Source organism: Novosphingobium mangrovisedimenti, assembly GCF_025153475.1.
GTDB lineage: Bacteria > Pseudomonadota > Alphaproteobacteria > Sphingomonadales > Sphingomonadaceae > Novosphingobium > Novosphingobium mangrovi_A.
Genome location: NZ_JANZXA010000002.1, coordinates 191803 through 214754, shown reverse-complemented (window position 1 = coordinate 214754; position 22952 = coordinate 191803). Strand labels below are relative to the sequence as shown.

16 protein-coding genes are annotated in these 22952 nt (G+C 64.0%); 10 read left to right on the top strand and 6 right to left on the bottom strand.

Annotated features, from left to right (window positions below):
• Nucleotides 1-29: 29 nt before the first annotated feature.
• The 6 genes from NZK81_RS04480 to NZK81_RS04455 all read right to left on the bottom strand — a co-directional run bounded on the left by NZK81_RS04480 (nt 30) and on the right by NZK81_RS04455 (nt 7524).
• The gene (locus tag NZK81_RS04480) at nt 30-2354 is read right to left on the bottom strand and encodes a TonB-dependent siderophore receptor (protein WP_260044292.1); all 2325 of its coding nucleotides are present in this window, start codon (nt 2352-2354) and stop codon (nt 30-32) included.
• Nucleotides 2355-2481: 127 nt separating this feature from the next.
• The gene (locus NZK81_RS04475; protein ID WP_260044289.1) at nt 2482-3525 is read right to left on the bottom strand and encodes an isopenicillin N synthase family dioxygenase; all 1044 of its coding nucleotides are present in this window, start codon (nt 3523-3525) and stop codon (nt 2482-2484) included.
• 85 nt (nt 3526-3610) lie between these two features.
• Nucleotides 3611-4615 (bottom strand): ABC transporter permease, encoded by a 1005-nt coding sequence (locus NZK81_RS04470; RefSeq protein ID WP_260044287.1) that lies wholly within the window; start codon nt 4613-4615, stop codon nt 3611-3613.
• Nucleotides 4612-5388, bottom strand: a complete 777-nt coding sequence (locus tag NZK81_RS04465; protein WP_260044285.1) for an ATP-binding cassette domain-containing protein — start codon at nt 5386-5388, stop codon at nt 4612-4614. The genes NZK81_RS04470 and NZK81_RS04465 overlap by 4 nt, the downstream gene beginning before the upstream one ends.
• 37 nt (nt 5389-5425) lie before the next feature.
• A complete protein-coding gene (locus tag NZK81_RS04460) occupies nt 5426-6448 on the bottom strand; it encodes a substrate-binding domain-containing protein (protein WP_260044283.1) in 1023 nt (340 codons plus the stop codon).
• Between the two features lie 161 nt (nt 6449-6609).
• Complete coding sequence (locus NZK81_RS04455) at nt 6610-7524, bottom strand: LysR family transcriptional regulator (protein ID WP_260044281.1); 915 nt, start codon at nt 7522-7524, stop codon at nt 6610-6612.
• A gap of 558 nt (nt 7525-8082) precedes the next feature.
• On the opposite strand from NZK81_RS04455, the gene NZK81_RS04450 reads away from it, so the two are divergent.
• The 10 genes from NZK81_RS04450 to cobA all read left to right on the top strand — a co-directional run bounded on the left by NZK81_RS04450 (nt 8083) and on the right by cobA (nt 22440).
• Nucleotides 8083-8661, top strand: coding sequence for an ANTAR domain-containing response regulator (locus NZK81_RS04450; protein WP_260044278.1), 579 nt, complete (start codon nt 8083-8085; stop codon nt 8659-8661).
• Between the two features lie 31 nt (nt 8662-8692).
• Nucleotides 8693-9901, top strand: a complete 1209-nt coding sequence (locus NZK81_RS04445; RefSeq protein ID WP_260044276.1) for an ABC transporter substrate-binding protein — start codon at nt 8693-8695, stop codon at nt 9899-9901.
• 221 nt (nt 9902-10122) lie between these two features.
• Nucleotides 10123-11553, top strand: coding sequence for a CmpA/NrtA family ABC transporter substrate-binding protein (locus NZK81_RS04440; RefSeq protein ID WP_260044274.1), 1431 nt, complete (start codon nt 10123-10125; stop codon nt 11551-11553).
• Between the two features lie 31 nt (nt 11554-11584).
• Complete coding sequence (locus NZK81_RS04435) at nt 11585-12622, top strand: ABC transporter permease (protein ID WP_260044272.1); 1038 nt, start codon at nt 11585-11587, stop codon at nt 12620-12622.
• A gap of 40 nt (nt 12623-12662) precedes the next feature.
• Nucleotides 12663-14360, top strand: coding sequence for an ABC transporter ATP-binding protein (locus tag NZK81_RS04430; RefSeq protein ID WP_260044270.1), 1698 nt, complete (start codon nt 12663-12665; stop codon nt 14358-14360).
• A 323-nt stretch (nt 14361-14683) separates the two neighbouring features.
• A complete protein-coding gene (locus tag NZK81_RS04425; protein WP_260044268.1) occupies nt 14684-15922 on the top strand; it encodes an alginate export family protein in 1239 nt (412 codons plus the stop codon).
• 254 nt (nt 15923-16176) lie between these two features.
• A complete protein-coding gene (gene nirB, locus NZK81_RS04420) occupies nt 16177-18681 on the top strand; it encodes a nitrite reductase large subunit NirB (protein WP_260044709.1) in 2505 nt (834 codons plus the stop codon).
• Nucleotides 18681-19034, top strand: coding sequence for a nitrite reductase small subunit NirD (gene nirD, locus NZK81_RS04415; protein ID WP_260044706.1), 354 nt, complete (start codon nt 18681-18683; stop codon nt 19032-19034). The genes nirB and nirD overlap by 1 nt, the downstream gene beginning before the upstream one ends.
• A 5-nt stretch (nt 19035-19039) precedes the next feature.
• The gene (locus NZK81_RS04410) at nt 19040-21619 is read left to right on the top strand and encodes a nitrate reductase (protein ID WP_260044266.1); all 2580 of its coding nucleotides are present in this window, start codon (nt 19040-19042) and stop codon (nt 21617-21619) included.
• Nucleotides 21616-22440 (top strand): uroporphyrinogen-III C-methyltransferase, encoded by an 825-nt coding sequence (gene cobA, locus NZK81_RS04405; protein ID WP_260044264.1) that lies wholly within the window; start codon nt 21616-21618, stop codon nt 22438-22440. The genes NZK81_RS04410 and cobA overlap by 4 nt, the downstream gene beginning before the upstream one ends.
• The last annotated feature ends 512 nt before the right edge of the window (nt 22441-22952 follow it).

The following is a 22952-nucleotide window of genomic DNA, read 5'->3' as shown; positions in this document are numbered from 1 at the left end:
GGGCGGGGCACAGGGCCCCGCCCGCACCATCAGAAGCGCGCCGTTACTTTCAGGATGGCCGTCCGGCCTTCGCCGGGGAAGGCCGATCCTTCGGTGTCGGTGCTGCGCTGGGGCACATAATAGCGCTCGTTGAGGATGTTGTTGACGTTGATCGCGAAGCGGTAACGCCCGATTTCGTAGTGCACCGAACCACGCAGCAGAACGTAGTCGGGGAACTCGATCGCGCCGGGCAGATGGCCGCTGGTCTTGTCGACATAGTTGCCGCCCAGCGTCGCGCCAAAGCCGTTGCCGGCCTCGTAGTTGGCGAAAAGGCCAAAGACGTAGCGCGGCTGCGTCCGGTCGACATATCCCGTTTCAAGCCCCGGGAAGCCCGATGTCGCCGCCTGGTAGATGAAGCCCCAGCCATCGGTATAGTCGAGACCGAAATCCTCCGGCGTGACGACGAGGAACGAGGTCCCCGAAATCTTCGTCTTCTGCCGGGTGGCCACGGCCGAGAGACCGAAGTTGCGATTGATCGCCCAGCGGATTTCGGCCTCGACGCCCTTGGTGGTGGCGCCCACGAAATTGCCGCTGAGCAGTTCCGACTGGGTGCGGCGCTGACGATAGACGGACAGCGAGGTGAACAGCTTGTCGTCGAAGAAGCTGCCCTTGACGCCGCCTTCGGTCAGATCGGCCGGTGACAGGAAGGTGTCGTTTGCGACGTTGCCCGGTGTCACCGCGCCGCCCTGCAACGTCTCCAGCGCATAGGAACGCGAACGGGTGAAATAGGGCACGATGCCAAAGGGCGTGACGTAGCGGACGCTGGCCGACCAGCTCCACGCGCCCTTGCTGGCCTTGTAGAGCGTATCGAGCGGGCCCGAGTAGTCGAGCAGGCCGGTGTTGATCGACTGCACGTCGTACCAGTCGTAACGCACGCCGCCGGTGAACTTGAGCTGGTCGAACAGGCTGACGTCCGCGTTCAGGAAACCGGCGTATTCGTCGACCTCCGAATGGTAGACCTGATCGAACGGCTCCCCGGAAACGTAGACCGGATTGAAAATGCTGTCCGCCGTCGCACCGGTCGAGATGTCCTGCCGGTCGAGCACCATGTAGCCGCGCGCGAAGACGTAGGACTCGTCCGCCTCGTAACGGCGATAGCCCGCACCGACGACGAAGGCCGTGGACAGCCACGGGGCCGGATCGACCTTGCCGGTGTAGGACAGGCGCAGCTCCTCGGCCCGGTCGCGCAGCGACTTGGCGAAACCGTAGCTGTTGTAGCTGTCCGCATTCAGGTCATCGAGGAAGCCTTGCAGCTTCAGCGTGCCCGGACCGATGTTCCGGCTGAGATCGAACCACGCGGTCGTCGTTTCGCTGTCGCCGAAATCGTATTCGGAGGTCAGCATCGCGCGGCGGCTGAGTTTCACTTCCTGGATGGTTGCCGGATCGAGCGTGCTGTAGTCGCTCGAGAAGCCCCAGTATTTCGTCACGCCGCCGATGGCGACGATGTCGGCAGGGGTGATATAGGCCGCGCCGGGCTGGGCGATCTGCGCGATCGGGCTGCCGGAGATGTAGATCCCGTTGTCGATCAGGTCCTGCGTCAGACGGTTGACGCCGGTGCTGCCCTGCATGCCGCTGGCATCGTAGTACTGGAGGCCCGCCTGGAATTCCCACCCGCCGGGCAGGTCCGTGGCAAAGCCGCCTTGCACCAGCGTGTGGCGCGGCTCGATCCCGTGGAAATACTGCGAAGCCTGCGCTTTTTCGACATAGAGGTCGACGCCCGCATCGTACTCGCCGATCTTGAACGGCGTGCCGTATTCGGCAGAGGCGCGGTAGTAATTGTAGGTGCCTAGCGAGGCGACCACTTCGCCCTTGGCATCCAGCCCGTTCTTGAAGCGCACGGCGCGCTCCGAACGCGGCGTGAAATTGACGTAGCCGCCCGCGCGGCCCGTGCCATAGGCCGGCGAGGCCGCACCGCGCACGATTTCCAGATTGAGCGCGGATTCGATCGGCGTGATGTAGGTGCCCTGGTTCTCGACACGCTTGAAGCCGCGGAAGTAGTTGTCGGCATATTCGCCGCGGATGTTCACCGTGCCGTCGACGCCATAGAAGCTGGCCGTGAACACGCCCGGCGTCACCGCGATCAGATCGCGAACCGTGGTCAGGCTGTATTGGTCGATCATCGACAGGGACACGGTCGAGGTCGCGCGCGGCGTTTCGACCTGGCTCATGCCGAGCCCGAACGCATCGGTATCGGCGGGCAGGATCGCGGACTTTTCGCGCGTGCCGGTCACGACAAGGACACTCATCCCGTCATCGTTCGAGGCAGTGGACGCGGGATCGCCCGCCTCCTCGGCGTGAGCGGGAACTGCCGCCATCATTGCAATGGCAAGCGTGAGTCCCCCGACTCCCCGAAAATCTGTTTTTCTCATTTTCATGTTTATAGCCCTCAATATAAAGTGGCGCTGCCCACGCTTATTAAGGCTTCCCCTGTCCGTAATTTATTTATTTGAACATGCTATCGTAAAACTTAACAAAGAACGTCTTCATGTACTCTTCGTTGTTAAACGGTTCGAACTGCGCCGGACTGTCTTCCGTGACGAACCTGTCGATTGGCGCGACGGTGACATCGATGTCCGGGTTCATGAAAAGCGTTGCCGAATAGCGGTCCACCCGCTTGCGGCTGACGACACGGTGGAGCGTCGAAACGAAATGGCCGTTCGTCCACCCCATCAAGGTATCGCCGATATTGATGACATAGGCGCCCGGGACATAAGGCGCGGCGATCCAGCGTCCGCTCGCCTCGCGGACTTCGAGGCCGCCGACATCGTCCTGCAGGAGCACGGTGAACGAGGAGGCATCGCAATGCGCGCCTACGCCAACGTCCGATCCGCCCTGGCGCGCCTCGTCCGGCGCGGGGTAGAAATTGAGGCCGAAGGTCGCCAGCGGGCTCTTGTGGAAGCGCGCGAAGAAATCTTCCTCCAGCCCCAGCGCCATCGAAAAGGCGCGCATCAGTTCCCCGCTCAGCGTCATCAGTGCGCGCTGGTTGACGATCATGGTCTCGACGAAGTTCGGCGCGCCGGCCGGCCAGCGGTTGCGCTGGAACGCCGGGTCCGGGTTTTCGTAGTTGATGTCGCCCGCCAGCTTGACCCGCATCATGTTGAACTGTTCGAGCGTACCGCCCGAGACATTCGATGCCTGCGATTCCGGCCGCAGCGAGCCGCCGGGCTTGGTGCCCTCCGCCGCGCCGCGCGGAGGAAGGTAGCCGCACCACTGCCCGTCCTCCAGCGGCGCGCACTGCATCTTTTCCTCGAATGGGCGGTTGAAGAACGAGCGGGCTTCGGACAGTACCGCCTGCCGCAGGCTTTCCGGTACGCCGTGATTGACGATGTAGAAGAACCCGATGCGCCGGCAGGCATCGCTGATCTGTTCGGCGATGTCGGTCCGATCTTCGGCGTTCCCGTTGAGGAACCGGCCGAAATCAATGATCGGAATGTCTTCAACCGATACCGTTTCAGGGTTTTCGTAGCGCAAGTCGCCTGTCGACATGGCGGGAGATACCTCGCAATGAAGTGAATGGGGGTTTCAGATTTTCGGGTGCCGCTGTGGGCGGCCACTCGGGAATCCGGGCGGTTCAGCCCGGATCGGTTCGTCGGCCGAGCCCCATCAGCCATTCGGCGAAGGGGCCGTCCGGCCGCAGATAGGGTTCCAGTGCGGCGGCCATCACGATCAGCAGCCCGACATAGACCTGCACCCAGTTGCCCTGCACGCCGACAAGGATGAGCCCGGTCTGCAGCATGCTGACGATGATCGCGCCGAGCAGCGTTCCGGTCGCCGTGCCGATCCCGCCGCTGAGCGCCGCGCCGCCGATGATGACCGCCGCGATGATCGCCAGTTCACCGCCCGCCCCGGTATTGGGAGAGCCGATGCGCAGCCAGCCGGTGGTCAATGCGCCCGCAAGGCCGCAGGAAAAGCCGACCAGGGTGAAGGTCCAGATCTTGATCCGCCCCGGATTGACGCCCATCTGCAGCGCCGCGCGGACATTACCGCCGGTGGCGTAGAGCCTCGCGCCGAACAGGGTGTAGCGCAGAACGAAGCCGCTGATGACGAAAGCCGCGAGCGCCCAGATCACTTGCGCCGGGACAGGGCCGATCTTGCCGCCCGCGACACCGAAGAACGAACTCACGTACTCTGCCGAAACATCGATCGACAGCCCCATCGTGATCACGAGCGCCAGCCCGCGCAGCAGGCTCAGCATGCCGATGGTCAGGATGAACGAAGGCACCTTGAGCTTGACGGTCAACATGCCGTTGAACAGCCCGATCAACGTTCCCAGCCCAACTGCCAGCAAGGCCGCGAGCCAGGGATTCCACCCCCAATCCACGATCGCCAGTGCTGTAACGACGCTGCACAGGCCGTAGTTGGAGCCGATCGAGAGATCGACCTCTCCGGCAATCACCAGATAGGTCAGCGGCAGGCCGATGATCAGCGTGAAGGCCGTGATCCTGAGGATCTCGAACTGGGTCTGGCTGTCGAGGAAATGCGGGGAATTGGCCGCGAACCCGATGAACAGGGCGACGACGACGAAAAACATCGTCGTCTGCCGGTTGAGCGCGAAGGAAACCAGTGCGTGGTTCATGCCGCAGCCTCCTGTTTGTCGCGTTCCGGCGCGCGTTCGCCACCCATGACGAGGCCGACGATCTGTTCGCGCGTCACATCCCTGATCGCGACATCGGCGACCTTGCGGCCGAGCCGCAGCACCACGGCGCGGTCCGCGACGCTGAAGACATCGTCCATGTTGTGGCTGATGAGCAGGACCGAAGTGCCCTGATCGCGCAGTCGGCGGATCAGGTCGAGCACCTTGCCGGTCTCCCGGACGCCCAGCGCGGCGGTCGGCTCGTCCATGATCACCAGCTTGCTGCCGGTCACGATGGTACGGGCAACCGCAACCGCCTGCCGCTGCCCGCCGGACAGGAAACGGACCGAGGTCGTGACGGGCGGGAGGTTGACCTTGAGCTGCTCCAGCACGCCTTTGGCCTCGCGCACCATGCGCTTGCGATCGAGCAGGAAGCCGAAGCGCACCGGCTCGCAGCCGAGAAAGAGATTGTCGGCGATGCTGCGGTCCTCGATCAGGGCAAGACCCTGGAATACCGTGGCAATTCCCGCCGCACGCGCATCGTGCGGGCTGGCGAAGTGGACGGGCTTGCCGTCCATCTGGATCTCACCCGAACTGGGCGGAAACACGCCCGAGAGCATGGTGATGAAGGTCGATTTGCCGGCGCCGTTGTCGCCCAGCAGTGCCGTCACCTGCCCCGGATAGAGGTCCATGCTGACGTCGCTAAGCGCCGTGACGCGGCCGAAATGGCGCGAGGCGTTCCTGACGCTGACGATGGGCTGTGCGTCCGTGCTCATCGGCATGTCCGCCCCAGTGGCATCGGGTTCGCGGAAATCATGATAGGCCATAGGCTTCCGCCGCCACCTTGCGGCGGTTGTAGCTGGCGATCATCTCTTCGACATTGTCGGCCGACACCCAAGTGTGCCCTGACGACAGCGTGGAAGCGGGCATCTGGCGCTCGAGCATCGACCAGACGAGCAGCACCGCCATGAAGCCCTGATAATAAAGGTTTTCGTCCAGCGCGAAGGTGATCTGCCCGCTTTTGACGAGGTTCAGCGTCTTCAGGCTGCTGACCCAGCTGCCGACCACGACCTGACCGGGGCCGGTCTGCAGCTCGGCCAGCGCTTTCGTCAGCGGCACCGCCGACATTTCGCTGCCCGCCACTGCGTGGGCGACGACATTGCCGATCTCGGTAATCTTCGCCTTGTAGAGCCCGACCGACAAGGTCGAGTCCGCCGCCGCGCTGTCCGGGAACGTCACCATTTCGAGGCCGCCGTCAGCGGAAGCGAGGCCTTCGCCGATCCCGCGAATGCGCTCCTCGATATTGAGCGATCCTGGAAACGGGTTGCCCACCAGAACGCTGCCCTGCCTGATGTCCTTCTTTGCGAGGGCCGCGGCGATCCGTTCGCCCATCAGCCGGCCGGTGGTGCGCGGCTCCTGCCCCACGAAGGGCACATTGAGCGGGGCCAGTTCGTCCGGGTTGTTGGCCGAATTGACGACGGCGAAATGCGTGCCCTGCTTCTGCCCTGCCGCGATTTCGTCGACCACGGCCTGATACCAGTCGACCGTCAGGATCACGTCCGAACGCGCGGTAACGGCAGTGCGGATCGCGTTGATGTGGGCATCGGGCGTCGGCAGCGCGTTGAGAATGCGGTTGAAACGCCAGCCGAGCATTGCGGCGGCATCGGCGGCGCCGACGGAAATCTCGGTCACGAAATCCGATCCCGTGGTGCCCACGGCCCAGGCAACGGTGCGCTTGGGGCCAAGGGAACCTCCCTTGGCGCCGCTGCCGCCTTCGGTCTGGCCGCATGCCGCCAATGCAGCAAAGGCGCCCGCCATGGGCACTGCGCTCAGCAAGTCTCTTCTGCTTCTACCCGACAATTTTTCGTCCTTTATCGGATGGGCCGCTGATCTTTTTGATCCATCCGCTTGACAGGGATGGTGCGCGCACCGCGCGTTCTAATCCAGTTCAATTTTCTTAGGGTCGCATTCGAAAAAACTCACCACGATGCCGGATGCTATCCGATATGCGGCACGTTCTCGTCGAGCATGGCACTGGCGAGTTGCTGGATCAGCAGCGAGGTAGCGGCGGATTGCGGCCTGCCCGCCGCGCTGATGAGGGAGAGTGCGGAAAGCGGCATCTTGACGTCGGTCAGCGGGACGAAGCGCAGCTGCCCGCTCGCGACTTCGGTCGCGACGTCGATCGCCGTCAGGAAACCGATGCCCAGCCTGTGCATGACGAGCGACTTGATCAGCGTGACCGAACTTGCCGAGGCGGCAAAGCGCGGCAATTCGCCCAGCGTCTGCGACCATACGTTGTCCAGGATCATGCGCAGGACATTGCCCTGATCGGGCCCGACGAGCGGGTGCTGCGCACATTCGGAAAGCGTCACTTCGTTGCGCCCGGCCAGCGGATGATCCGCAGGCATGACCGCGCCGATCTGATAGACCAGCGCGCGCTCCACGCGCACGTCGTGGCGTTCGGGTGGATTGAAGGCGAGCCCGATGTCCGCCTCGCCGCTCAGGACCCGGTCGACGACGCCCTGCGAGACGGTGAGCTGCATGTGAAAGACAATGCCCGGATAGCTGCGCGAAAAGGTTTCGAGACAGCGGGTGACGAATTCTCCGCTGCCATCCACGAGGGCCAGCGTCACTTCGCCGCGCCTGAGGCCGCGCAGTTCATCGATATGCGCCTCGACATTGCGCAGGTCGCGCCGCCATCGCCGAATCGTGCTGACGAGAACTTCGCCCGCCGCGGTCAATCGCAATCCCTTGGGCATGCGATCGAACAGGGGAACCCCCAGCTTTTCTTCCATCATCAGGATCTGCCGGTCGATGGCCGAGGGGGTGATGTTCAGGTGTTCCGATGCGCGACGGATCGATCCCCGCTTCGCAACTTCATCGAAATAGATGCAAAATCGGGACAGCATCATCCAGCTTTCTATCGACGCGACTACCCGTAAACGTCGAGGCCCATGGAGAATTGGTCAAGCCCGACGTTCAGCCAGTCCCGTGCGGAATGCGCTGCAACCGCAATTCCCGGCTTTGCCAACCCAGCGACAGTCTGGGCTTGATTGGTCGCGTGGAAACCAGCCCTGTGCATCGATCCTTGCCGCGAGCGGTGCGATTTCCTTCTGGGCGAAACGCGTTGCGCTGTCGCGGTGTCGCGCCAACTCGATGATCGCCCCTTCCGGGTGATGGATGACGGGGGTGGTCGCCATGCCGCCCAATGTTCCCTGACGTGATGGTGATGGTCGAGCCGGAAAGTTCTTCGCGCTTCGCGGTACCCTCGCGTGCCGACGTGCTCAAACGTCCCGGAAAACCTTCTCGACATGGCTGCTGCTGCCCTCGAAGTTCCTGTCAAGGAAACGATGGCGGCAAAGGTCAACGGCACGATTTTCTGATCGGACAGCCGCCTGTCCAGGTCTTGTCCGGCGGCCTCGGCATAGGGGCCCTTGTCAGCAGCGCTGCCGCACTGCACAAGACCGCTCATGCGCATTGCCATCATCGACGAAAGCGCCGCGCGCGCCTCCATCATTCAGGAGGGGCTTGCCGCGCTCGACGATTGCGAGCTGTTCGTGGTGACGGAGCGGCGCGGGCTGCTGGCGCGAATGGGCGAGATCGATCCCGATATAGTGCTGATGGATCTGGGAAATCCATCGCGCGACGTGCTCGAGGAATACTTCGCCGTAAGCCGGGCGCTGCAGCGGCCGATTGCCATGTTCGTCGACGAATCGGACGATGAATCGATCGCGGCTTCGGTGGAAGCAGGGGTTTCGTCCTATGTCGTCGATGGCATGGCGCCGGGGCGTATCCGGCCGATCCTCGATCTGGCAGTGCGCCGGTTCAATGCCTTTTCGCGCCTGCAGCAGGACCTGGCCGAAGCCAAGAGCAAGCTGGCCGAGCGCGAGAGCATCGACAAGGCCAAGCGTATTCTCATGGACAGCCGCGGGCTGCCCGAACCCAAGGCCTATGCCGAACTTCGCAAGGCGGCGATGAACCAGGGCAAGCGTATTGCCGACATCGCGGAAGCCATCGTGACGGCCCACAACCTGATGGGGAACCCATGATGGGAACGGGAAATCTGGGGGATTTTGCGACGTGAGTACCGAGCTGACAATCGGGTTCCTGCCTCTGGTCGACGCTTGTCTGCCGATCCTTGCGCATGAACACGGTTTTGCCGAGGAAGAGGGGGTTTCGATCCGGCTCGTGAAGGACATGAGCTGGGCTACGGTGCTCGATCGCCTGCTCTATGGCCACAGCGATGCCGCGCATCTGGTCGCGCCGCTGGCGATCGCCACCACGCTGGGCCGGGGACGGCCGGCGCAGCCGCTGTCGGTGCCTTTCGTGCTGGGGCTGAACGGCAATGCGATTACCTTGCGGCCCGAGCTGGCGCAAAGGGTCCGTTCCGGGGACGAAATCGGCGATCCCGCCGAGGCCGGCGCCGCTCTCAAGGAGATCGCCGAGGAACGGCTTAGGGCAGGGGATCCGCTGCGGTTCGGGGTGGTCCACCGCTATTCGAGCCACAACTACATGCTGCGCTACTGGCTTGCGGCCTGCGGTATCCGGCCGGACCATGATGTCGAGATTTCCACCGTTCCGCCACCGTTCTGCGCCGATGCGCTGAAGCAGGGCGAGGTGGACGGAATCTGCGTGGGCGAGCCGTGGAACAGTGTGGCGGTGGAGCAGGGCGCGGGCGAGATCGTGCTTTCGACCGCGCAGATCTGGCGACGCGGCGTCGAAAAGGTGCTGGCGCTACGCGAAGGCGTCCTGACGGAAAAGCGCGAGAGTGTGGAGCGGCTGATCCGGGCCCTGTGCAAGGCTGGTGCCCACTTCGTCGATCCGGCCAATTGGGAACTGAATGCCGGGATTCTGGCCAGGCCTGAATATCTCGACGGTTCGGCCGAACTGATCCGCCGGGCAATCTCGGACCAGTTGCTGATCGCGCGTGGAGGACCGCTCGTTCACTATCCCGATTTCATGTTCCAGCACCGCGAAGCGGCGAACTTTCCGTGGGTCAGTCAGGCGGAGTGGCTCTACACCCAGATGGTGCGCTGGGACGCGATACCCTTCGATGCGGAGGAGTGCCGCAAGGCCGCCGGCGTGTTCCGCCCTGACGTCTACCGCAGCGCACTGCTGGGGACCGGAGCACCGCTTCCGGGGGCCAGTTCGAAAGTTGAGGGCAGCCTTGCCTCGACCACTGTCGTGGGAACGCAGCAGGGTTCCATGACTTTGGAAAAGAACGTTTTCTTCGATGGAGTCGTGTTCGATCCGAGCGACATCGAAGGGTACATTTCGCACCTGTCCTGACAGCTACTTCGTGTTGCGTCGCAAAAAGGGGCTTTACGCGAAAGGGCCGAATCGCTTAAACAAGGCGTAACGCAGCTCGGTTGTCTCCCAAGGACGGGAGCGGATCAGAACCGGTCTGCGCTTTCAACAATCAGTGGCAACGCAGCCGCCCGATGTCGTCCAAGAGGACGTGCGTCGAGGCGGTTTTTTGCGTTTGTCGCTGCCAATTCGGGGTGGTTTTGATGAGCATGGATCGGGGGTTCGGTTTTACGCGCAGGGCAGCGGTTGTGGCGCTGCTGGCCAGCGTCGCGCTGGCTGGGTGCGGCAGCAAGAGCGATGCGCCATCGGGCGATGCGGTCAAGGCTGCTTCCGCGGTCGGGGCTGTCGAAAAGCCGGTGCTCAAGTTCGGCTTCATCAAGCTGACCGACATGGCCCCGCTCGCCATCGCCAAGGAAAAGGGCTTCTTCGCCGAAGAGGGCCTGAACGTCACGCTGGAGCCACAGGCCAACTGGAAGGTCCTGCTCGACGGTGTGATCGGCGGCCAGCTTGACGGTGCCCACATGCTCGCGGGCCAGCCGATCGCGGCGACCATCGGTTATGGCACCAAGGCCGACCTGATCGCGCCGCTCAGCCTCGATCTCAACGGCAATGCCATCACCGTTTCCAACAAGGTCTGGGACATGGTGAAGCCGGACCTGCCCAAGGATGCAGATGGCAAGCCCAGGCATCCGATTTCGGCCTCGGTCCTCAAGCCGGTGGTGGCGAGCTTCAAGCAGCGCGGCAAGCCCTTCAACATGGGCATGGTCTTCCCGGTTTCGACGCACAACTACGAACTGCGCTACTGGCTGGCGGCTGGCGGCCTCAACCCGGGCTATTACACGCCTGGCGACGTTGGCGGCACGGTCGGTGCCGATGTCCAGCTCTCGGTCACGCCGCCGCCGCAGATGCCCGCCACGCTCGAAGCCGGGACGATCGAGGGCTATTGCGTGGGCGAGCCCTGGAACCAGGCCGCGGTGCAGAAGAAGATCGGCGTTCCGATCATCACCGACGATGAAGTCTGGCACGACAATCCGGAGAAGGTCTTCGGCCTGCGCAAGGATTTTGCGGAGAAGTATCCGAACACGACCAAAGCCATGCTGCGTGCGATCATCAAGGCCCAGCAGTGGCTCGATGCAGACGGTGGCAAGAACCGTCCCGAGGCGGTGAAGATCCTCTCGCAGCCGAACTACGTGGGTGCCGACTACGACGTGATTGCCGCCTCGATGACCGGCAAGTTCACGTTCGAACCGGGCGACACCCGCCCCGCACCGGGCTTCAACATCTTCTTCGACAAGTTCGCGGGCTATCCGTACTATTCGGATGCCATCTGGTACATGACGCAGATGCGCCGCTGGGGGCAGATCCCCGAGGATCACGCCGATAAGTGGTACTTCGACGAGGCCAAGGCGGTCTATCGTCCCGACCTCTATCTCTCGGCGGCCGAAAGCCTCGTCAAGGATGGCGCGATCCCCAGGGCTTCGGTCCCCGAGACCGATGGTTTCCGCGGCGAACAGGGCGGCTTCATCGATGGCATCACCTACGATGGCAAGCAGCCCAACGCCTATCTCGCCAAGCTCAAGATCGGCCTGAAGAAAGGCCAGCGCGTGACGGCTTCCGGCGTGACCGGAAACTGACAACCGCCTAAACGTTCCGAGGAGAATTTCGATGGCGACAGCTTTTGCCGAAATCGAGCCGGTTGAAACGGAGAAGACCGTGGCTGACACTGCAATCCCACAGGCCGTATCCGGCGGGAAGCCGGCCGAGGCTGCCGCGCCTGCCGTGCCCGGAAAGGCCATGGCGGCTGCCGCGAAATTCGCACGGGGCATGATGGCCCCGGTCCTCGGGATCTTTGCCTTCCTGGCTCTGTGGGCGATACTTGCCCCGCAGGTCGACACCTCGCTCGGCGCACTTCCCGGCCCCTTGGAAGTCGCCGAGCAGGGTGTCGCTCTCTACGACGAGTGGCAGGCTTCGAACGAGGCCAAGGCCGAATTCTACGCGGCGCAGGATGCCCGCATTGCCGCCGGGACGCAGGCGATCGCGTTCAACTACGCCGGGCCGCCGACGTTCCTCGATCAGGTCTTCACCTCGCTCAAGACCGTGGCGCTCGGCTTCATTCTGGCGACGCTGTTCGCGGTGCCGATCGGGCTGGCGGCGGGGCTTTCGCCGATGTTCAATGCCGCGATCAACCCGCTGGTGCAGATCATGAAGCCGGTCAGCCCGCTCGCCTGGCTGCCGATCGTGACCATGGTCGTTTCGGCCACGATCACCAGCGCCGATCCGATGCTGGCCAAGAGCTTCGTGATCTCGGCTATCGTGGTGATGCTCTGCTCGCTGTGGCCCACGCTCATCAATACCGCTGTCGGCACGGCCTCGATCGACAAGGACCTCCTCAACGTGGGCCGCGTGCTCAAGCTGGGCTGGTTCGCCAAGCTGACCAAGCTCGTGCTGCCTTCCTCGCTACCCTACATCTTCACCGGCATGCGCCTCTCGCTGGGCGTGGGCTGGATGGTGCTGATCGCGGCGGAAATGCTCGCGCAGAACCCCGGCCTCGGCAAGTTCGTGTGGGACGAGTTCCAGAACGGCTCCAGCCAGTCGCTCGCCCGCATCATGTTCGCCGTCATCGTCATCGGCCTGATCGGCTTCCTCCTCGACCGGATCATGATGGGCGTCGAGAAGTTCGCCAGCCGCAACCGCCTCGCCTGATCCACGCAGTCCGAACCAAATTGCCGGAAAGGAACAAGACATGGCCACGATCCTTTCGCTCAAGGGTGTCTCCAAGTCCTATAAGGGCCAGACCGGAGGCGTTACCCAGGTGCTCGATGGCATCGATCTCGATGTCGAGGAGGGGGAATTCATCGCCATCCTCGGATTCTCGGGAGCAGGCAAGACGACGTTGATCTCGTCCATTGCAGGCCTGATCGAGCCCGATGCGGGTGAAATCCTGCTCCACGGCAATCAGATCAAGGGGCCCGACAAGGATCGTGGTCTGGTGTTCCAGTCCTACTCGCTGTTCCCTTGGCTGACCGTGGAAAAGAACGTCGCGCTGGCCGTGGACGCGGTCCACAAGGACCGTAGCAGGGAAGAGCGTGCCGCTCTGGTGAAGCAGAAGGTTGAACTGGTCGGCCTCGGTCACGCCATGGACCGCAAGCCGGGGCAGCTTTCGGGCGGGATGCGCCAGCGGGTGTCGGTGGCGCGCGCGCTGGCGATGGAGCCGGAAATCCTGCTGCTCGACGAGCCGCTTTCGGCGCTCGATGCGCTCACCCGTTCCAAGCTTCAGGATGAAATCGAACGTATCCGCAAGGAAGAGAAGCGCACGATCATCCTTGTCACCAACGATGTGGACGAAGCCCTGCTGCTGGCGGACCGCGTGGCGGTGCTGACACCCGCTCCAGCAGCGCGGATCGGACGGATCTATACCGTCGATGTACCGCGCCCGCGCGACCGCGAAGCGGTGAACGACGATGTGCACTACCAGCACTTGCGCAAGCAGATCGTCGGCTATCTCGGCGCTCTCAACGAGCAAGGTTCCAGCGTCGGAGAAAGCAGCGTGTCGCTGCCCGAAGTCGCGCCGCTGGACCTGTTTGCCGGGCGGAGGGACGCCGAACTGCCGGCCGCTTATGTGGAAGCTGGCAGGTCGGCGGTGGAGCGGCGCTATCTGGAATTCTTCAAGCTCCACAAGGTCTACCCCACGCCCAAGGGGCCACTCACCGTGGTGGAGGACTTCAACCTGCTGATGGACAAGGGCGAGTTCATCTCGCTGATCGGCCACTCGGGTTGCGGCAAGTCCACCGTCCTGACGATGGCGGCGGGGCTCAATGCGATTAGTGCTGGCGGCATCGTACTCGACAACCGCGAGATCGACGTTGCCGGGCCGGACAAGGCCGTGGTGTTCCAGGCACCGAGCCTGATGCCCTGGCTCACCGCGCGCCAGAACGTCGCGTTGGGGGTGGAGCGGGTCTATCCGCACGCCAGCAAGGTCGAGCGGCGCGATATCGTTGATTACTATCTCGACCGCGTGGGCCTCGGCGATGCGAAGGAGAAGATGGCGGCCGAGATGTCGAACGGGATGCGCCAGCGCGTGGGCATTGCTCGCGCCTTTGCATTGAGCCCGCGTCTGCTGCTGCTCGACGAGCCCTTCGGCATGCTCGACAGCCTGACGCGCTGGGACCTGCAGGACGTGCTGGTGGAAACCTGGAACCGCACCAAGGTGACCGCGATCATGGTCACCCACGACGTCGACGAGGCGATCCTGCTGGCCGACCGGGTGGTGATGATGACCAACGGCCCGAACGCGACCATCGGCAAGATCCTGAAAGTAGACCTGCCGCGCCCGCGCGACCGCAAGGCGCTGCTCGATGATCCGCAGTTCTATCACTACCGCCAGGAAGTGCTGCACTTTCTGGCCGAATACGACCACGGGCCGGCCGCCAAGGCGGCCTGATACTTCGTTGCCCTCCCCGTATCGGGGAGGGGGACCGCCGCAGGCGGTGGAGGGGACTCTCGCTACGAAGCAACCTTTGCGTTGCGACGAGAATCCCCTCCGTCAGCCCTGCGGGCTACCACCTCCCCCACGGGGGAGGACAAGAATGCAAGCGCCAGCTCATGAGGGGCGGCGGACGGGCAAGGGCGCCCGCCGTGCAAGGCGCAATACAAGGGGCCGGGAAGTGCCCGGGAGAGGACTAAACCGGCGGGCAATGGCGTCTGCCTTCGATCCAGTTTTGGAAGGGGTGTCCGGGGGTGGACGCCCTTCGGAGGGCCACGCTCATGAAGAATGCACTTTCGCTTGCCGTACTTGCTGCCACCACCGCTACGTTTGCCATCGCGACACCAGCGGCGGCAAAGCCCGGCGATCCCATCGTGGTGAACGACAATCTCACCATCGACCCGATCATCGAGGGGCTCCTGCGCTGGGAGCATGTAAATCAGGACGATCTCGGTCTCGATGCCGATGCCGTCACGATCCGCATGCGCGCGGGCGCTGAAGCGAAGATTCACAATCTTTCGTTCCTGGCGGAAGCCGAGGGCACGCTGGCGATTTCCGACCACTACAACGACACGATCCCGGGCAATAACGGCTACCTTGGCGCCGAGCCCTATTCGGTCGTTGCTGATCCGGAGAACGTCGAGATCAACCGCTTGCAGCTTTCGTACAAGGGCAAGGCGGCGAAGGTCACCATCGGCCGCCAGCGCATCATTCTCGATGATGCGCGCTTCGTCGGCAACGTGGGCTGGCGCCAGAACGAGCAGACCTTCGATGCCGTGCGCGGCGAGGGCAAGGTGGGGCCGGTTTCGATCGATGCGACCTACTCGATCTCGCAGCGCACGATCTTCGGTGTCGACAGTCCGAACGCGCACTTCGACGGGGACTTCATTCTCGTCAATGCCGGCATCGACATGAAGCCGGTCAAGCTCGTCGGTTTTGCCTACATGCTCGACTACGATACCCGTCTTGCTTTTTCGAGCCGGACCATCGGTTTCATGGCGACGGGGGGCGTGCCGCTGGGCGGCAAGGCCAAGCTCGATTTCAAGATCCGCTACGCCAACCAGCAGGACTACAAGCTCAACCCGGTCGATTACTCCGCCGACTACATCGATGCCGAACTCGGTGTCTCGGTAGCAGGATTCCGGCTGACGGGTGGCTACGAGGAACTGGGCAGCGACGATGGCGTGGCCGCGTTCCAGACGCCGCTTGCCACGCTGCATGCCTTCAACGGCTGGGCGGACCTGTTCCTGACGACCCCTGCAAGCGGCCTGCGCGACTACCATGGCGGCGTGTCGAAGGCGTTCGGCAATGCCGGCCCGCTCAAGGGGGTGAAGGCCGCCGTCATCTACCACAAGTTCGAAAGCGATTTCGGCAGCACGAATTACGGCCAGGAATGGGATGCCAGCCTCGGCTTCCAGGTGGCCGGTTATCCGATCCTGCTCAAGTACGCGAACTACGATGCCAAGGCTTTCGGCACCGATACCGAAAAGTTCTGGCTGCAGATCGGCTTCAAGTACTGAACGGAGGGGAAAGGTGGGCCTTGGTCCACCTTTCCCTGCTGCACTGCAAAAACCGGCTTGCCCACAGCGGGGCGAATCGGTTAAACACATCGTCAGCGAGAATGCGCCGTCCGCCGTTGGACGATTTCAGCGCCTCGCCATCAGATTTACAGACGCGTGGCAACGAAGCCGCCCGTACCTCTTCCCAAGGGAACAGGCACGAGGCGGTTTTTTGTTGTGCGCGTTGCGGACGGAGACGTGACGTGAATGCACCGATGAACTTCGAGGAGGGCAAGCCCGCCGGACAGGTCCGGGAGCGGCTCGTGGTGATCGGCAACGGCATGGCGGGCTGCCGTGCGGTGGAAGAGATCCTGGCTCGCGATCCCGGCCGGTTCGATGTCACCATCTTCGGCGCCGAGCCGCGGGTGAACTACAACCGCATCATGCTTTCGCCGGTCTTGGCGGGCGAGAAGACTTTCGACGAGATCGTCATCAACACCCGCGAATGGTACGATGACAACGGCATCACCCTAGTCTCGGGCGACAAGGTTGAAAGCATCGACCGCGAGCACAAGCGCGTCGTCGCCGCTTCGGGCCGCATCGAACCCTACGACAAGCTGCTGATCGCTACCGGTTCCGATCCTTTCATCATCCCGGTGCCGGGCAAGGACCTCGACGGCGTGGTGACGTTCCGCGACCTCGATGACGTGGACAAGATGCTGGCAGCGGCCGAAGCCGGTAACGCCAAGGGGGGCGGCAATGCCGTCGTCATCGGCGGGGGCCTGCTCGGCCTCGAAGCCGCGCACGGCCTCAACTTGCGCGGAATGAACGTCACCGTCATCCACCTGATGCCCACGCTGATGGAGCGTCAGCTCGACGAAGCGGCCGGGTGGCTGCTCAAGACCGAGCTGGAACGGCGCGGCCAGACGATCCTCACCGGCGCCAACACCAAGGAAATCATCGGCAAGGATGGAAAGGTTGCCGGTGTGCGTCTGGAAGACGGCACCGAAATTCCCGCCGACATCGTCGTGATGGCGGTCGGCATCCGCCCCGCGACCGGGCTGGCCCGCGAAGCCGGGCTGGAGGTCGAGCGCGGCATTATGGTCGACGACCACATGGTCACGTCCGACCCGGCGATCCTTTCGGTCGGCGAATGCGTCCAGCACCGGGGCATGTGCTATGGCCTTGTCGCGCCGCTGTGGGACATGTGCCGCGCGCTGGCGGATTTCGTGACCGAAAGCCCTTCGGGCTACGAGGGTTCGGTCACGTCGACCAAGCTCAAGGTGTCCGGCATCGACCTGTTCTCCGCCGGGGACTTCTCGGGCGGCGAGGGCTGCGAGGACATCGTCATGCGCGACGCCTCGCGCGGCGTGTACAAGCGCGTGATCGTCAAGGACAGCAAGGTGCTCGGCGCCGTGCTCTACGGCGATACCGCCGATGGTTCCTGGTACTTCGACCTGATGAAGAAGGGCGAGGATGTCTCGGACATCCGCGAGGCGCTGATCTTCGGCCAGGCCTTCGCCTCGGGGGGCGCCCTCGCGGACCCTAATGCCGCCGTTGCTGCCCTTTCGGACGACGCAGAAATCTGCGGCTGCAACGGCGTTTCCAAGGGTCAGGTCGTCTCGTGCATCAATGGCGGCGCGCATTCGCTCGACGCGGTGCGTTCCACCTGCAAGGCCTCGGCCTCGTGCGGCTCGTGCACCGGCCTTGTCGAAAGCCTCTTGGCGCTGACGCTGGGCGGCGAGGTCGAGAGTGGCCCGAAGACGATGTGCAAGTGCACAAGCTTCACCCACGGCGACGTGCGCAAGCTGATCGTCGAGAAGGGCCTCAAGGAAATCCCGCAGGTCATGCAGGAACTGCACTGGACCACGCCCGATGGCTGCGCCTCGTGCCGTCCCGCGCTCAACTACTACCTGCTTTGCGCATGGCCGGGTGAGTACGAGGACGACCAGAAGAGCCGCTTCGTCAACGAGCGGATGCACGCCAATATCCAGAAGGACGGCACGTATTCGGTGGTCCCGCGCATGTGGGGCGGCCTCACCAGTCCGAAGGAACTGCGCGCGATCGCCGATGTGGTCGAGAAGTTCAACGCGCCGATGGTGAAAGTCACCGGCGGCCAGCGGCTCGACATATTCGGGATCAAGAAGGAAGACCTGCCCGCCGTTTGGGCCGATCTCAACGCCGCCGGAATGGTCTCGGGTCACGCCTACGGCAAGTCGCTGCGCACGGTGAAGACTTGCGTCGGTTCCGAATGGTGCCGCTTCGGCACGCAGGATTCGACCGGGCTCGGCGTCCAGATCGAGCGGATGACCTGGGGTTCGTGGATGCCGCACAAGTTCAAGATCGCGGTCAGCGGCTGCCCGCGCAATTGCGCGGAAGCCACGATCAAGGACTTCGGCGTGGTCTGCGTGGATTCGGGCTACGAACTGCACATCGCCGGCAACGGCGGCATCAAGGTCCGCGCCACCGACCTGCTGTGCAAGGTGGAGACCGAAGAGGAGGCGCTCGATATGTGCGCGGCCTTCATCCAGTTCTACCGCGAGGATGCGTACTATCTGGAACGCACCGCGCCCTGGGTGGAGCGGGTTGGCCTGCAATACGTCAAGGACGCGCTGGCCGAAGAGGGCGCGGTCGAGCGTTATGCCGCGCGCTTCCACTACTCGCAGCAGTTCATGCAGGACGATCCCTGGGCCAGGCGCGCTGCGGGCGAGCACGAGAAACTGCACCAGCACCTTGCCGAAGTCCGTCCTTTCCCGGCTTCGCAGATGGAGAACGCATGATGATCGGCAACTGGCTCGATATCGGTCCGATTACCCAGATCGAACCGGGCACGGCCCGGACCTTGCCCGTCATCGGCGGGGAGGAAATCGCCGTGTTCCACACGATGCGCAACGAATTCTTCGCGATCGTGAACACGTGCCCGCACAAGCAGGGGCCGCTCAGCCAGGGCATTGTCCATGGCGACGTGGTGACGTGTCCGCTGCACAACTGGAACATCTCGCTGCGCTCCGGAAAGGCGCTGGGCGATGACGAGGGTTGCGTGCCCACCATTCCCTTGAAGGTCGATGCCGGGCGCATTTACCTGCTGCGTTCCGCCGTGATCGGCGGGGGCGATCAGGCTGAGGCGGCCTGACCGTCATGGCGGCGATTCGCACCACTTGCGCTTATTGCGGCGTCGGCTGCGGCATTGCCGCCGAGGTTTCCGGTGGTGATGATCGGGGGGTCGTCATCACCGGGGATCGCGCGCACCCGGCCAATCGCGGGAGGCTGTGTTCCAAAGGCACGCATCTGGGCGAGACGGTGGGCCTCGAAGGGCGCTTGCTTGCGCCGATGATCGGGGAGCGAGAAGCCTCGTGGGACGAAACACTCGACCTCGTCGCGGGCCGGATGCGCGAATGCATTGCCGAGCATGGGCCGGATAGTGTTGCGCTCTATCTTTCGGGCCAGCTCCTCACCGAAGATTACTATGCGGCCAACAAGCTGGCGAAGGGCTTCGTCGGCACCGGCAATGTCGATACCAATTCGCGCCTGTGCATGGCCAGCGCGGTGGCGGCTTATAACCGGGCTTTCGGCGAGGACGTGGTCCCCTGTTCCTACGAGGATCTCGACGCAGTCGACCTGGTGCTGCTGGTTGGCTCCAACACCGCTTGGTGTCATCCTGTCGTCTGGCAGCGGCTGGAAAAGACGCGTGAACGGCGCGGCACGAAAATCGTCGTCATCGATCCGCGCCGCACCGAAACGGCCGAGCAGGCAGACCTACATGTCGCCGTAGCGCCGGATGGCGACATTGCTCTTTTCAACGCGCTGCTCGCCGAGATGAGGCGGCGCGGATTGGTGGACGAGGAATACCTCGCCGCTCATGTAGAGGAGGATGCCGGGTTCTGGGATTCCCTGACCCACCAACCCGGCATCCCCGACAACACGTTCGCCAAGCTCTGCGATCTCGTCGCCCGGCATCCGCGCATGATCACCCTGTTCAGCCAGGGCGCGAACCAGTCGGTCTGCGGCACCGACAAGGGCAACGCGATCACCAACTTCCACCTCGCGACAGGCCGGATCAACCGGATCGGCGCAGGGCCGTTCAGCATCACCGGCCAGCCCAATGCCATGGGTGGTCGCGAGGTGGGAGGTCTGGCCAACATGCTCGCGTGCCACCTCGGCTTTTCCGAGGAAGAGCGGGCCGATGTGGCGGCTTTCTGGAACGCGTCGAACATCTGCGCCGGGCCGGGGCTCAAGGCCGTGGAGCTGTTTCGGGCGGTCCACGAAGGAAAGATCAAGTTCCTCTGGATCATGGCGACCAACCCCGCGGTGTCGCTGCCGGACAGCGGCTTCGTGCGCGAGGCTCTGTCGCGCTGCCCGACGGTGGTGGTCTCGGACATCATCGCCGATACCGACACCGGCCGCTTTGCCCATGTCCGCCTGCCCGCCCACGGCTGGGGCGAGAAGGACGGTACGGTCACCAATTCCGAACGCAGGATCAGCCGCCAGCGAGCGTTGTTCCCCGCGCCGGGCGAGACCCGTGCGGACTGGAAGATCGTCGCGGACGTGGCCGCGCGCATGGGGTGGGGCGATGGCTTTGCCTGGAACAGCGCCGCCGATGTCTTCCGCGAGTACGCGCAGATGACCGCGCTGGCGAAGGCGCGGGGCAAGGTGCTCGACCTGACGGCCCATGCCGCCATCAGCGCGTCGGAATACGAGGCATTGGAGCCGTTCCAGTGGGGCGGTGAACGTCCGCTCTCGCGCGGTTATCCGACGGCATCGGGCAAGGCACGGCTGGTCTCGGTTCTGCCGCACGCGCCGGTGGCCAGTGCCGAATTCCCGCTGCGGCTCAACACCGCACGCTATCGCGACCAGTGGCACACGATGACGCGCACCGGCCTGTCGCCCACGCTCTCGCAGCATCGGCCCGAACCGCTGCTGGAAATCCACCCTGCCGATGCCGAAGCGCTCGGCCTCGTCGATGGCAGTCTGGGGCGGGTGGAAACCGAAAGCGGGGCGGCGGTCTATCGCGTTCTGGTGTCCGACGGGCAGCGGCGGGGCGAGATCTGCGTGCCGATGCACTGGAGCGATACCATGGCCGGGCAGGGGCGCAGCAACCGGCTGCGTTCGCAGGCGGTCGATCCGGTTTCCGGCCAGCCCGGTTTCAAGAATGGCGCGGCGCGTGTCGGTCCCGTTTCGCCCGACTGGCGCGCCTTCGTCGTGCGCGGCGATGTGATCGCGCCCGAAGGCCTGCTCTATTGGACCCGCTCGCGGGTGAAGGCGGGCTGGCTCTACGAACTCGCCGGCGAAGGGCAGATCGACCTTGCGGCGTTGCTGCCCGATGGTGAACGGCTGGAAGTCGCCGATATGGTGCGCGGCATGCGCCGTATCGCGGTGCGCGGGCAGGATGGCTCGCTGATCGCGGCAGCCTACCTCACCCGCTCGGGTAAACTTCCGGACAGGAACTGGGTAGCCGGGCAACTCGGCCTCGGCGAGGCCAGCGCGGCCGAACTGCTGGCCGGCCGCCCCAGCACGCCGCTGCCCGATCGCGGAGCGATCGTCTGCGTCTGCCACGGGGTGGGCGAACTGGACATTGCCGACGCCGCTGGCAACGGTGCGGCAACTGTCGCCGAGGTGGGGGCCTGCACCAGGGCCGGCACCAATTGCGGATCGTGCCGCCCGGCCATCGCCAAGTTGCTCGAAACATTCGCCACTCTGGAAAAGGAGGCCGCGGAATGACGGATTTTCCGAAAGGTTCGGTCTGGCTTGTCGGCGCGGGGCCGGGCGATGCCGAATTGCTCACCCGCAAGGCCGAACGCCTGATCGGGGAAGCCACAGTGGTGTTCTACGATGCGCTCGTGGGCCCGGAGATCATCGCGATGGCTGCCCGTTCGGCGCGGCTAGTTCATGTCGGCAAGCGTTCGGGGCGGCATTCGAAGGATCAGGGGACGATCGACCAGATGATCGTCGAGGCTGCGCTGGCCGGCGAGAAAGTGGTGCGTCTCAAGGGCGGCGACCCGGCGATCTTCGGCCGCGCCACCGAGGAACTCGATTCCTGTCGCGCCACAGGGGTGCCCGTGCGCATCTGCCCCGGCGTGACTGCCGCCAGCGCTGCTGCCGCCAGCCTGGGTACTTCGCTTACCCTGCGCGGGCTCGCCCGCAAGTTGACGTTCGTGACGGCGCACGCGCGGGCAGGAGAGGACCTGCAGATCGATTGGCAGCGCCTTGCCGATCCCGAAGCGACGCTGGCTGTCTACATGGGCAAGGCGGCTGCCCCCGAAGTGTCGGCCCGGCTGATCGATGCGGGCCTGCCCGCCGAGACTCCCGTAGCGCTCGTGGAAAGCGCCAGCCTGCCGACCGAGCGTCATTTCCATACCCGTCTCGACCTGCTCCCGCTGGCCGCGCGCACGGCGCTGGGCGATGGTCCGGCGCTGCTGCTGATCGGCACCGCCCTGGCACGGCCCGACAGGGCGAGCGAAGCGTCGCCGCGGTTTGTGGAACGGTTTGGGGCTTTTGGCTCGCCCGTGTCATGTTGGCGGCGGGAACAACCTCGACAATGACGCGCTCGTACCGTCTCCGCTAAAGCCTTTCGAACGAACGCCTTTGAAAGCCAGCCAATTCCAGATGCGTTGGCCGGCCGGAAGCGGGTTCCCTTGGGCTGACAGCACCGTTCCGTTCGTCCGGGGCCGCATGCCATCATGCGAGCCCCGTTGAAAATTCAGGCATGAAGCGGCAGCGAGGCGAGGGCCTTCCTGAGACTGGCCGGTGCCGTGCGTGACGCCGCGCGACCGCTCGCGGACGGGCTTGTGATGCGCACGAACGATGCCAGTGCGCTCCTGGTGCTCGAGAAACGCGTGTTGCAGCATTTGATCGCGGGAGAAGCTGCTTCCTGGCAGAGTGCCGAGGCCATCTGTTCGCCTCGCAGCACCGGTCGACTGCCACAGGCAGGGATTTCGGGCGCGTGGTTTTGGCGTTTTTGGGCGCTGCCGGTGATTGGCGTTTCCGATCACTCTGTTCTGTATATTGTAATATTCTAAATTAGGTTTTTCGAATATTGTCTGTTCATCCAATC